Below are 11,997 nucleotides of genomic sequence, written 5' to 3'. Positions count from 1 at the left end.
GCGGCGACTGCGGCTCACAGATGGGAGCCGCCGGTGGCGTCGAGGACCTGTCCGGTGACCCAGCCCGAGTCCGCGGAGGCGAGGAAGGCGACGACGCCCGCGACGTCGGTCGGCGTGCCCAGGCGCCCCAGCGCGCTCACGGTTTTCCCGTAGTCCTCCATGCCGGGGTTCTCCCGCATCTGCCGGCGGGTGCGGTCGATTTCGACGATCCCGGGCGCGACGGCGTTCACGGTGATCCTCCGCGGGCCCAGGCGCTGCGCCAGCTGATGGGTGAGTGATTCCAGCGCCCCCTTGGTCATGGCGTAGGGGAGCATCTCGGGCATCGCGATGCGGGCGGCGCCGGAGGAGATGTTGACGATCCGCCCGCCGTCCCGAAGCGTCGGGAGCAGGCGCTGGGTGAGGAAGTGCGGAGCGCGCACGTTGACCGTGAACAGCCGGTCGAACTCGTCAGGGGTGATGTCCTCCAGTCCCGTGGATGCTCCGATCCCCGCGTTGTTCACCAGGACGTCGAGCGCGCCGTCGGCGCCGGCCTCGTCCAGGCCCGCGGCGAGCCCCGCGGCCAGGTCCGCGTCGCCGCCGGGGGAGGCGAGGTCGGCGCCGACGGCGAACGCGTCCCCTCCTTCGGCGCGGATCGCTTCGACCGTCTCGTCCGCTCCGGCGGCGTCGGTTCCGTAGTGGACGGCCACCAGCGCACCGTCGTGCCCCAGCCGCTCGGCGATGCCGCGGCCGATCCCCTTGCTCGCGCCGGTGACCAGCGCCGTCGGGGTGCCGAGTGCCTGACTCATGCCGTACCTCCTCGGTGGCAATTTTTATATCGAGCGCTATGAAAAAGAAAATACCATAGCGTGCGATATAGAATGAAGGCATGACGGAACGACGAGGACGCCCGCGCTCCTTCGACCGCGACGCCGCGCTGCGGTGTGCCGTCGAGGTCTTCTGGGGACGGGGCTACACGGCCACCTCGGTCAGCGACCTCACGGAGGCGATGGGCATCACGCCGCCGAGCCTCTACACGGCGTTCGGCTCCAAGCGCGCCCTGTTCCTGGAAGCGGTCGACCGCTACCAGGAGACCGAGGGAGCAGCGGTCACCGCGCCCCTCACCGAAGGCGGCGGGGCGCGCGCGACCGTGGCCGCGGTGCTCTCCGCCGCCGCCGACGCCTACGGCGACCCCGCGCACCCGCCCGGATGCCTGGTCATCACCGCCGCCGCCAACTGCGGTCCCGACGAAGCCGACGTCCAGGAGGACCTGCGCCGGCGCCGCGCCGAAACCACCGCGGCGCTGGCCCGGTGCATCGCGGCCGGGCAGGAGGCGGGCGACGTTTCGGCGGCGGCCGACCCCCGGTCCGTGGCCGTGTACTACTCGGCGGTCATCCAGGGCATGTCCCAGCAGGCGTGCGACGGCGCCTCCCGAGCAGAGCTGCACGCCGTCGCCGACACCGCGATGGCCGCCTGGCCGTCCGGGTGAGGGCGCGACCGGACGGCCCGTGCCTCCCGGCGGATTCGTGCAGGCCGCCCCGCCACGGGTCGGCGGCGTCGGGCAGGATGGTCGGGTGACTGACGCGATCGACCGCTCCGACCAGCCGTCCGCACCGCAACGACGGCGCATCACCACCTCCGACGGGATCGAACTCGACGCGGCCCTGATCCGCGGCGGTGCCGAGCGCACCACGGCCGTCGTGCTCGCCAACGGGTTCACCGGCACCTGGCGCAATCCCGCCAACCGGATGATCGCCCAGCGGCTGCTGCCGGTCGGCGACGTACTGGGGTTCGACTTCCGCGGCCACCGCTCCTCCGGCGGCAGGTGCACCGTCGGCAACCTGGAGGTGCACGATCTGCAGGCCGTATGCGCGCACCTGCGTGAACAGGGCTATGCCCGCATCGCCTCGGTCGGGTTCTCCATGGGCGCGGCCGTGGTCGTGCGCCACGCCGCCGGCTTCGGCGGCGTGGACGCGGTCGCCGCCGTCAGCGGGCCCGGCCTGTGGTATTACCGGGGTACCCGGCGGATGCGGCTGCTCCACCTGGGCGTCGAACGGGCACTGGGCCGGTGGTTCCTGCGGGCGGCCCGCAAGGTGCGGGTCATCGACAGCCAGTGGGACCCGGTCCCGCCCGACCCCACCGAGATGGCCGCCGACCTCGCGGCGCCGCTGCTGGTGGTGCACGGCGACGCCGATACCTACTTCCCCGTCGAGCACGCCGAGCGCATCCACGCGGCCGCGCCCGGCCCCAAGGACCTGTGGATCGAACCGGGCATGGGCCACGCCGAACGCGCGATGACCCCCGAGCGGGCCGAGCGTCTGGCGCAGTGGCTCGCGCGCAGGCTGCCCGGGGGAGGGGAGACCGCCCCCAGCGCGGGTAGCGGCGGCTGAGCGGCCGCAGGGCCCGGCCGGGCGCGAAACGAACGGACGAGCTGGAGCGAACCGATGCGCCGCAGCGTGTGCGGTAGAAGGAAGCGATGCAGAACCATTCCTCGGATGTCCGGATGAATACGACCGCGCCGAGGTCGCATCTCGGGCTGAACGGATGGGCGTTCCGCCTGCTCATCCTCGCGACCGGGCTGACGTTCGCCGGTTTCGTGCTGCTGCTGCCCGTCGTTCCGCTGTGGGCCGCACGCGGCGGCGCGGGCGAAGTGGGCGCCGGCGCCACCACGTCCGTCTTCATGCTCACCACGGTGCTCACCCAGCTCGCCATGCCCTGGCTGCTGGACCACGGCGGCTACCGCTGGACCTTCCCGGTGGGCGCACTGCTGCTGGGCGTGCCCGCGCCGCTGCTGCTGGCGACCGCCGACATCGGACCGCTGCTGGCAGTTTCGGCCGTGCGCGGTATCGGTTTCGGCATGGCCACCGTCGCCGGATCGGCGCTGGCGGCGCGGCTGGTGCCGCCCGAGCAGCTGGGCCGCGCCACCGGCTACTACGGCCTGGCGGTGGGTGTACCCAACGTGTTCTTCCTGTCGACCGGGGTATGGGCGGCGCTCAACCTCGGGTTCGCGGCGGTGTTCTGGATCGCCGCCGCGGGTCCGGTGCTGGGCGCCGCGGCCGCAGCCGGCATCTGGATCCTGGCCCGCGACGAAACGGCCGGCGACGAAACGGCGGGCGCCGCGGCACCGGCCGCGGACCGCGACGGCGCCGGCGGCGCGGCGCCCGCCGGACTCCGGCTCTACGCGGCGCTGGGTGTCCCGCTGGTGGCCATGCTCGTACCGGCCGTCGCCTCCAGCGCCATCGTCACGTTCCTGTCGATCCCGCTGTCCGAATCCTCCACCACGGTCTTCACGGCCCTGCTGGCCTTCGGCGTCCTGGCGGTGTGCGGCCGGTGGGCGGCGGGCACCCTCAGCGACCGCCACCGGCGCCCGGTCCTGCTGGTCTACGGCAGCGTCGCCGCGGTCGCCGGTATCGCCTGCACCGCCGCGGCGCTGTGGCCGGCCGGCGGAGCCTGGTCCGGTCCCGGACCGCTGGGGACGGCCGCCGCCGTCGCCGGCGCCGGCCTGTTCGGTGCGGGGTTCGGCGCGGTGCAGAACGACACCATCGTCATCATGTTCCGCCGGGCCGGATCCCGCGCCTACGGCACGGCGAGCGCGGTATGGAACATCGGCTACGACGCCGGGACGGGGCTGGGATCGCTCATCCTGGGCGTGGTCATCCAGACCGCCGGGTACGGCCCCGCTTTCGCCGCTATGGGGGCGGTCCTGGCCGCCTGCCTCCCGGCCGCCGTCGCCCTGGCCCGCCGCCCGCGCCGAGTACGCGGCCGATCAGGGGGCGGTGGGCCCGCTCCGGCCGACCGCGAACGCGGCTAGCACGTCGCAGGGGCGGGTTCGCCGAAAACGAGCGCGGGGTTCCACCCGATTTCCAGCACTGTGCCGGTGAAACCCTCGCGCTCGGTGCGGACCGGGGCTCCGACCGGTGCACGTCCGGCGTTCTAGTACGACGAGATGTGCACGTGGTCGTAGTGGTTGGCGGTGACGCTGCCGCGGTCGTTCATCATCTCCCAGCCGGCGCCGGGGTTGGCGGAGTGCCAGATGCGCTGCTCCCAGATGATGTACATGACGCCCAGCCGGTCGGCGTTGGCCTGGGCGTAGTCGGCGATGCTCTGGCCGAGCCCCCGGTCGGACGCTGACGGCGACGCGCCGCCGGCGCTCATCATGAAGTCGCAGGCGCGGCCGGAACCGTGCTCGCCGGAGTCGCCGGGGCGCAGGCAGCCCACCGGGTAGGGCGCGCCGAACTCGCGGACGATCTCGTCGCGGATCGCGGCCATACGCGGCGTCGCGCCGTCCCAGCCGGGACCCATGGCGCTGGAGGGGATGCTGCCGTCGCCCGAGCCGCCCCCGCCGCCGGAGGCCCCCTCATCGGGAGCCTCGGGGACCTGTTCTTCCTCGTACTTCTCGATCTTGTCCAGGACGTTCTCGCGCTGGGACTCCAGCTCTTCGACGAGCTCCTCGGCGTCCTCCAGCTTCGCGTCGGCCTCGTCGACGGCGTCCTGGCGCTTCTGCTTCATCTCGGCGAGGTCGGCGACCCGTTCGCCGTGGTTGGCGGAGACCTGGCCGGCGATCGCCGCGTTGTCGAGCATGTCCTGGGGGGCGCTGCTCATGACGACCTCGACCGCGGGGTCGATCCCGCTGCCCATGTACTGGGCCGCCGCCAGACCGGCGACGTTCTCGCGGTAGTCGCCGAGTTCGTCCTCGACGTCGCCGAGCCGCTGCTGCGCCTTCTCGGCGTCTTCCTGGGCGTCCTCGTACTGCAGCAGTTCGGTGTCGTACTCCTCCTCAAGGGATTCGGCGCGCTCGTTGAGCTCGTCGATGCTGGGATCGTCGTCGCCGGGTTCGGCATAGGACGTGGTCGCGGGGAGCAGCAGGATGGCACCGGCGGCGAGGCCGGGCAGCAGGAGGGCGCCGCGTTTTCGCTGAAGTGCTGATTTGCGCATAGAAGTCACCTGATGTCGGTCGCGGACCGGCCGTACGGGGCACACGGGGCGCGCGGCGGGGGTGGAGGTGGGGGCCGCGCGATGCCGAGCAGACGATACGAGATCGTTTCTGAACTGACGAGCGGGTGGCGCTGAGCCTACCCGGCCCTTACCCCGTGCGGGTACGGCAGCCCGCGCGCGGCGGCGTGCTCGCCCCGCCGCAGCGCCGCCGGAACGTCAGGAGATTCCGCCGAGGCCGCTGGGCAGCTTCGGCGCGGCCGACTGCGGATCCGGCTGTGCGCCCAGGAACCACTCCGAGCGCCGCACGGCGCGCATGGCCTCGCGGCGGGTGTCGCGGTCGAGGCGGTCCAGGTAGAGCTTGCCGTCCAGGTGATCGGTCTCATGCTGCAGGCAGCGCGCCATCAGGCCCTCACCCTCGACGGTGACCGGCTCGTTGCGCAGGTCGACGCCGGTCACGACGGCGTGCATCGCCCGGCGGGTCGGAAAGCCCAGCTCGGGCACCGACAGGCAGCCCTCCTCGCCCTCCTGGACCTCTTCGGACAGCTCGGCGATCTCGGGGTTGATGACGTAGCCGATCCGCTCGTCGACGTTGTAGCTGAACGCCCGCAGCCCCGACCCGATCTGGGTGGCGGCGACACCGGCGTGCCCGGGTTCGTCGACGGTGTCGAGCAGGTCGCGGACCAGTGCCTCGGTCTGTTTGCCGAAGGTGGTCACGGGGGTGGTGGGGGTCACGAGAACGGGATCGCCGAACAGGACGATGGGGCGCTTGCTCATGGCCTCCAGGTTATCCGGGCGCGGAGGCGGGAAGCTCCGGTCAGGCCGGCTGCGGCAGGGCGTCGTCCAGAACCATCTCGATGTAGTCCAGCGCCGCCCGCCTGCGGTCCAGCGCGCTCTGGTACAGCGACGGAAGCCGGGTGTCGCGCCGCACGCGCAGGCACTCGTTGACGATGCGCTGCCACCGCTCGGGGAACGCGTGCAGGGCGTACATGCCCGCGGCCGACTTGGAGGTGATCTCGCCGGTCCGCAGGGTGAAGTGCAGCCGACTGACGCTCAGGACGCTCCACGACGGCGCGAGCGACCCCAGCGCCGCGAGGCCGCGCGGGCTGACGATGCGGCCGGCCGCGGCCCGCCAGCGCCGCCACTGCTCGTCGAGGTTGCCGAAGGACCAGGCGCGCAGGCTCGCGGGGTTGTCCCACACGTCCAGCTCGACCGGCAGCGGCCCGCGCACGGTGACGCCGCGCTCGGAGAGCACGTGCCAGGTCACGGGATTGACGTCGGCGCCGGCGCGCGGCCGGAACCGGCCGCCCAGCACCGAGGCCACAGGGCCGCAGTCGGCGGGATCGTCGGCGAGGTCCTCCCAGGTGACGTGGATGCCGTTGAACTGGGGCGCGGAGATCTCGGAGCGGGTGCGCGCGTGGGACCGCCGCAGCGCCTCGGTGTCGGCGCCGGTGGCGCGGCGTGCGGTGACGACGACGAAGTCGACGTCGCTGGCGTGGAGGCGGAAGTCGCCGAGTGCCACCGAACCGGTCAGGTACAGGCCTTGGACCAGTCCAGGCGCTTCGCTGTCCACGTTGCGCAGAAAGGCCTGGGCCAGGGTCTGCACGCGCGGGTGGATCGCCATTGTGGTCTCCAGTCGTGGTCGTGCGCGATGCGAGGGGGCGCCGTCGGTTGTCGTGCGCGCGGCAGCGCCGGTGACCGTGTGCCGGACGGTCGCCGCTGACCGGATCCGGCCGCCGCCGTGCGGCCGCACTACGGGGGCGCGCATGGTCCGGACGAAGCGTATGACCAGGTCGCGTCCCTGATTTCACATTCTGAGAGGCGTGTGCGCTCCTGGCAAGTCATGCTGCCGGATCCGCACCCAGTGTCCCGCACGGCGGTGGTGCACGGGGTAGCGCCAACGGTGGTGCCACGTCCCTTGCCAGGGGAGTCGTGACATGTTAAGCGCAGGCGACCGCTTACTGGCGAGCGCGGGCTGAGACCGGACAAGACCCAGGTCACGAGATCGGGCTGCCACCGGTCCGGCAGCGGGATCAGCCGGCGAGAGCCTCCGGCACGCGGCACGATCGCCCGCGACCGTGTACCGGCCGGTCCCGGTACACGGGCCTGGGCCGCGCAGCCGAGGAGGAGGGGCCCGATCGGCACTGATGCGCAGGCGACGGTTCCCCGCCCTGCATCGGGTTAGAGGGGCAACAGGCGTCGAGCGATACCTCCGTCCACGACCCGCGGCTCATGGCCGGTGCCGTGCGATCGCTTCCCTGCGCGGGGCGTCTGGCCCGGCCGTTCACACCAGGCGGCGGGGCGGCAGGCGGCGCGGGCGGGCCGGCTGCGGTGTCGGAGGCGGCAAAGCGTCGCCGAAGCGCGGCCGGTCGCCGCAAGGCGCATAGTCTGGAGCGGACTGCTCCTGCTGCGACGCACCGGTCGGGGCGGATCCCGGCGGAGTCTCGACGCCGTCCTCGATAGTGCGGAGGTGGCCGATGCCAGCCGCTCGCCCCCGGGCGGCCGCTCGGTGAGCGGCACCGGGGTTCCCGCGGAATCGCTGAGCCGTGTGCGAACCGACGTCGACGCGGCGCTGCGGGACGATGCCAGCGGCGTCGAAGCCGTCGCGGTAGTGGTGCGGGCCTGTGTGGAACTGCTGGGCATCGACGGCGCCTCGATCTCGGTGGTCGCCAGTGCGCGCAGCCGCCAGATGCTGTATGCCAGCGACGACGTCAGCACCTGGATCGAGTCCCTGCAGTTCGGCCTCGGCGAGGGGCCCTGCTATGAGGCCTTCGAAAGCCGCGTGCCCGTGCTCGCCCCCGACCTGGCCGCCTCGGCGGCGGCTTCCTGGCCCGTCTTCGCCGCCGAGATCGCCGAACGGCAGGTAGGCGCGCTCTTCGCTCTTCCCGTACTCAGCGGTGCCATCAGCCTGGGCTCGCTGGACCTGTACCGCGTGCAGCCGGGATGGCTGGCGTCGGTGCAACTGGCCACCGCCCTGCATCTGGTGGACATCGTGGCACTGGTCCTGGGACGCATGTCGGCCGATCCGGACACGATCGAGAACGCCGGTCTGCCCCTGAGCCGCGACCGCGAGCAGGTGCACCAGGCGACCGGGATGGTCCTGGCCGCGCTCGATGTCTCGGCCGCGAGCGCGCTCGACCGGCTACGGGCCTACGCCTTCGCGCGTGCGCGCGGCCTCGAATCGGTCGCCGCCGACATCGTCGCCCGCCGCCTGGCACCCACCGAACTCGACAGCTGAGACGGCAGACGGTCCGACCCCGCAATGCGGATGGGGAGGCGGGCGGGCACTCGGCTATTCTCGAGAAGCGGACGTCGGCCGCACCAAGGAGGGCCAATGAACAGCGCAGCACCCTCGCACCAGCAGCGGGAATCGCGGTTGCTGCAGGCGTTCGTCCAGGTGACCGCGACGCTGGTCGACGACTACGACATCCCCGAGATGCTGCACCAGCTCGCCGGGCACTGCGTCGAGTTGCTGGAGGCCTCGACGGCCGGGATCCTGCTGACCGACCAGCGCGGCAGCCTGCAGCTGCTGGCCTCTTCCACCGAGCAGACACGGCTGCTGGAGCTGTTCCAGCTCCAGGCCGATGAGGGCCCGTGCCTGGAGGCCTTCCGCAGCGGCGAGACGGTCACCGTGGCCGATCTGTCCGATGCCGCACAGCGGTGGCCCGCCTTCGTCCCCCACGCGAGGCAGGAAGGGTTCTCTGCGGTGCACGCGGTCCCGCTGCGCCTGCGCGGACAGACCATCGGGACGTTGAACCTGTTCAACCGGCGGACCGGGGCGCTGGGTGAGGCCGATGCGCGCGTCGCACGGGCCCTGGCCGATGTCGCCACGATGGGCATCCTGCAGGAGCGCGCGATCCGCCGCGGCGAGGTGCTCACCGAGCAGTTGCAGAGTGCGCTCAACGGCCGTATCACCATCGAACAGGCCAAAGGGGTGCTCGCCCATGCCGGGGACCTCGACATGGACCGGGCGTTCCAGACGCTGCGCGCCTACGCGCGCGATCACAACGCGCACCTGACCGAAGTGGCCCGCCGGTTGGTCGGCGAGGACCGTATGGACCCGCGAGAGGTCCTGAGAAGGGTCGGCACCATCGCCGGCTGACGCCGACCGGTGCTTCGCTGGTGTCACTGGACTTCGCACGCCGGCAGGGGCCGACCGGCCCCTGCCGGCGTGCGAGCGGCCGACAACCTGTTCCCGGACGAGGTGGCCACGGCGGTCCCGGCCGGGTTGCACCCGGAGGTACCGCGGGCCGTTCTCACGCGCCTCGTCGGCGAACGCGCACGGCATGGGAGAACGCTAGGTGCCGGGCTTGGCGCGTCGCGTTTTGGGGCGGTCGGTCTGCTGCTCGGGGAGCGCGCCGGTGCGCACCAGGTCCTCGGCCAAATCGCGCAGCTTCACGTTGAGGTTCTGGGAGATGTGGGCCAGCATCGCGAAGGCCTGATCACTGGAGACCTTGTAGCGCTCCATCAGGATGCCGGTGGCTTCCCCGATGTATTGGCGACTGCCCAGCGCGGTGGTGAGGTGCTCCTGTTTCTGCGCGCCGGCCAGCGCCACCGCCGCATGGGCGGCCAGCCGCTGGCCCGTCTCGCGCGAGGATTCGGTGAAGGCTGCCGGTTCGGTGCCGTAGAGGTTCAGCGCCCCGAGGGTGTCGCGGTGGGTGTAGAGGCGGAAGGCGAGCATGCTGCACACGCCCAGCCCGCGGGCCCCCTCCACGAACTCCGGCCAGCGGGTCTCGGTGTCCATGTCGTCGATGGTGAAGATGTCGTGTTCCCAGATCGCCGCCAGGCAGGGGCCTTGCCCGACGTGGTACTGGATCCGGTCGATCTCGTGGGTCACGGGGTCGGTGGCGGCCTGGGTCGTGATCGAGCCGCTCTTGTGGACCAGCGAGATGCTCGCGTGGGCGGTCCCCTCGATCTCGGAGACCGCGAGTTCGGTGATGCCCCCGACCGTGGTCTGCACCGAGCCCTGGTCCAGCAGGTCGCGCGCCATGCGCTCGATGGTGTGGGAGAGGTTCTCCGGATCGTTGTTCAAGGGTCCCCCGGTTCGATTACCTGCGGCGCGCGGCGGACGTAGCCAAAAACGGATCTTCCACCCGCGTCTTACCGTATTGCCCTCGAGCACCCGCGCACGACAGCGGAGGCCGCTTGAGGCGTCGCCGGTCACGCTGCGGACACAGGGAACCTGCCCGCGATCCTCCGGGCACGTGTGCCTGTTTCGGCGGTCAGACGGCGATGAGGGACGGACCCGCTGCGGAGCGGGGTCCGGAACGCGGCACACGGTAACCGGAGCCGGGTGCGGGCACAACGCCTCCGGCGGTCTGCACCGGTCGCCGGCGGAGTCGTGTCGCAGGCTTCACCCACCTTGCGCGGCGCCGCTCATCGCCGGGGCACACGGTTGGACCGTGCTCTCAGACCGGGGGACCGAGCCGGGGAGTCGCCCACGCGGCCTCCCCTCGGCACGGTGGGGCCGCCACTGACGCGGGCCCCATCCCATCGACGAGTCCGGACACGCGTGCGCGCGAATCCGCCACCGCTGCGGCGAAACCGGTGTGGCGAACGTGCGTCCTGCCGGTGTCCAGGCGTCAGGAGGCCCCGCGACGCATTCGTGCCGGGTCCCGGCATCGGTCGATCGCGGGTAGCGCTCGGTGGTGGTGACGGACGTGTGGCCGAGGCGTTCCTCCACCATGAGGTCTGCTCCGCCGGTGCCCGGCCATTCTGCAGGCCGGACCCCCGGGAACCGGCTCCCACCTGCGGCGCGACCCCGAATCCCCGGGAATCCCGCTTGGGTGGCCGATTGTTTGCATTTGCATTTGCATCGGCGCAAAAAGTATCGGTGCGGTCAATGGGACTGCAGGGCGCGGTCGGTTCTCCTTTGCGGTGTCGTCCGCAATTCCCGGATCGGGCGACTTCCGTAGAGAACTCCCGGGCTCGTGTCCAGGGGCGGCGGTGATTCACGCCGGTCCCGCCGCCGAAGTGCGGCGCAGCAACGTGACGCGCGCGACGGTTCCGTCTATGGAAAAGCGCTTCCCGAACGGTTAGCATCTTATGTTGTGCGAGCGTATGCAAGGCCCGTACGGAAGCGGTCCTGCGGCGAATCGTCGAAGCAAGGAGATCCGGCTGCGTACTTCACCCCCCTCAATTCGGTAGTTCCTCCGCGCCCCCGTACTCAGTTTTCGCCTGCGTTACACGAGGTCATTCGGGCGAAACCGCCGTTCTCCGGGGATCCGTCCCCGATCGGCGCTCTCGGCGATTTCAAGGAGATGGATATGGTGCCGACCATGGTGCTCGTCGCGGACGATTCCCGGGACACCGGCCGCAAAGAGGCTCTCCGCGGGCTGGCCGACGCCGTCGCCCGGCGAGGCGAAGCCCCCGTCGTTCCGGCGTTCGGATCCGGAAGCGAAGTCCACCGGGCCGTCGACTCGGTCGAAGGCCCGATGGTGGTCGTGCCCGCCTTCGTCGCCGGCGGCGACCTCGCCAGCTCCCGCACATTCGCCGGAATCGACCTCGACGGCCGGTTCGACGCCTGCCCCACGCCGCCGCTGGGGGCCGTCCCCTCGATCGTGGGCGATCTCGCGGGCCGGCTCGTCGACACCGGATGGGTCTCCGGCGACGGGGTGGTGCTCGCCGCGGACGGCAGCACCGGCCAGGACGAGCGCCGGGTCGTCACCGACGCCGCCCGCATGCTCAGCCGCCGCCTCGGCTCGCCCGTGCAGGTGGGCTACCTGAACTCCTGGGCGCCGTCGGTCGGCGACGCCGTCGAGCGCCTGCGGCGCAACGGCCGCGACAACGTCGCGGTCGCCGCTTGGCGGCTGGTCGAAGGGCGCGACTACGACCGCCTCCACGAGATGGGCGCGACTTCGGTCACCGCCCCGCTGTGGCCCTCCGAGATCGTCGTCGACAGCCTGCTCGCCCAACACCGTGCCGCCAAGGCGCGCCTGGTCGCGTGAGCCGGCCGCCCGCGGTCCGGGTACGGCGTTCGGCGGGCGGGCGCGGGTGCCGGTCAGGCCCGATCGGACCCCGCACCCGCCCGCCGGGGGCGACGCTGATGCGGTAACGTGATCGCCCCGCTGCCGAACGTGGTCGTTCCGG

11 protein-coding genes are annotated in these 11,997 nt (G+C 72.0%); 6 read left to right on the top strand and 5 right to left on the bottom strand.

The window, feature by feature from the left end:
* Positions 1-14: 14 nt before the first annotated feature.
* Positions 15-785 (bottom strand): SDR family oxidoreductase, encoded by a 771-nt coding sequence (locus HNR25_RS06695; protein WP_184633841.1) that lies wholly within the window; start codon positions 783-785, stop codon positions 15-17.
* An 80-nt stretch (positions 786-865) separates the two neighbouring features.
* Between HNR25_RS06695 and HNR25_RS06690 the strand changes: the two genes are divergently transcribed.
* The 3 genes from HNR25_RS06690 (at position 866) to HNR25_RS06680 (ending at position 3,787) form a co-directional block, all read left to right on the top strand.
* The gene (locus HNR25_RS06690) at positions 866-1,465 is read left to right on the top strand and encodes a TetR/AcrR family transcriptional regulator (RefSeq protein WP_184633840.1); all 600 of its coding nucleotides are present in this window, start codon (positions 866-868) and stop codon (positions 1,463-1,465) included.
* 85 nt (positions 1,466-1,550) lie between these two features.
* Positions 1,551-2,366: an alpha/beta hydrolase gene (locus HNR25_RS06685; protein ID WP_184633839.1), complete on the top strand. Its 816-nt coding sequence runs from the start codon at positions 1,551-1,553 to the stop codon at positions 2,364-2,366.
* A 113-nt stretch (positions 2,367-2,479) separates the two neighbouring features.
* Entirely contained in the window at positions 2,480-3,787 is a 1,308-nt protein-coding gene (locus tag HNR25_RS06680) for an MFS transporter (RefSeq protein WP_246463532.1), read from the top strand.
* Between the two features lie 122 nt (positions 3,788-3,909).
* Here HNR25_RS06680 and HNR25_RS06675 read toward each other — a convergent pair whose 3' ends face one another.
* The 3 genes from HNR25_RS06675 to HNR25_RS06665 all read right to left on the bottom strand — a co-directional run bounded on the left by HNR25_RS06675 (position 3,910) and on the right by HNR25_RS06665 (position 6,532).
* Positions 3,910-4,911 carry a coiled-coil domain-containing protein gene (locus HNR25_RS06675; protein WP_184633837.1) on the bottom strand — a complete coding sequence of 334 codons (1,002 nt, stop codon included), beginning with the start codon at positions 4,909-4,911 and terminating at the stop codon, positions 3,910-3,912.
* 216 nt (positions 4,912-5,127) lie between these two features.
* Entirely contained in the window at positions 5,128-5,685 is a 558-nt protein-coding gene (gene def / locus HNR25_RS06670; protein WP_184633836.1) for a peptide deformylase, read from the bottom strand.
* A gap of 40 nt (positions 5,686-5,725) precedes the next feature.
* Positions 5,726-6,532: an aminoglycoside adenylyltransferase domain-containing protein gene (locus HNR25_RS06665; protein WP_184633835.1), complete on the bottom strand. Its 807-nt coding sequence runs from the start codon at positions 6,530-6,532 to the stop codon at positions 5,726-5,728.
* 846 nt (positions 6,533-7,378) lie between these two features.
* On the opposite strand from HNR25_RS06665, the gene HNR25_RS06660 reads away from it, so the two are divergent.
* Entirely contained in the window at positions 7,379-8,146 is a 768-nt protein-coding gene (locus HNR25_RS06660; protein ID WP_312862390.1) for a GAF and ANTAR domain-containing protein, read from the top strand.
* Between the two features lie 96 nt (positions 8,147-8,242).
* Positions 8,243-9,010 (top strand): GAF and ANTAR domain-containing protein, encoded by a 768-nt coding sequence (locus HNR25_RS06655; protein WP_184633834.1) that lies wholly within the window; start codon positions 8,243-8,245, stop codon positions 9,008-9,010.
* A 195-nt stretch (positions 9,011-9,205) separates the two neighbouring features.
* Here HNR25_RS06655 and HNR25_RS06650 read toward each other — a convergent pair whose 3' ends face one another.
* Positions 9,206-9,940: a GAF and ANTAR domain-containing protein gene (locus tag HNR25_RS06650; protein WP_221457449.1), complete on the bottom strand. Its 735-nt coding sequence runs from the start codon at positions 9,938-9,940 to the stop codon at positions 9,206-9,208.
* A 1,234-nt stretch (positions 9,941-11,174) separates the two neighbouring features.
* Between HNR25_RS06650 and HNR25_RS06645 the strand changes: the two genes are divergently transcribed.
* Positions 11,175-11,855 carry a sirohydrochlorin chelatase gene (locus HNR25_RS06645; protein ID WP_184633833.1) on the top strand — a complete coding sequence of 227 codons (681 nt, stop codon included), beginning with the start codon at positions 11,175-11,177 and terminating at the stop codon, positions 11,853-11,855.
* Positions 11,856-11,997 lie beyond the last annotated feature (142 nt).

The sequence above is a fragment of the Streptomonospora salina genome (assembly GCF_014204715.1).
Taxonomy (GTDB): domain Bacteria; phylum Actinomycetota; class Actinomycetes; order Streptosporangiales; family Streptosporangiaceae; genus Streptomonospora; species Streptomonospora salina.
Note: the sequence above shows the minus strand (reverse complement) of the source record. Positions and strands in the feature narration are given on the sequence as shown.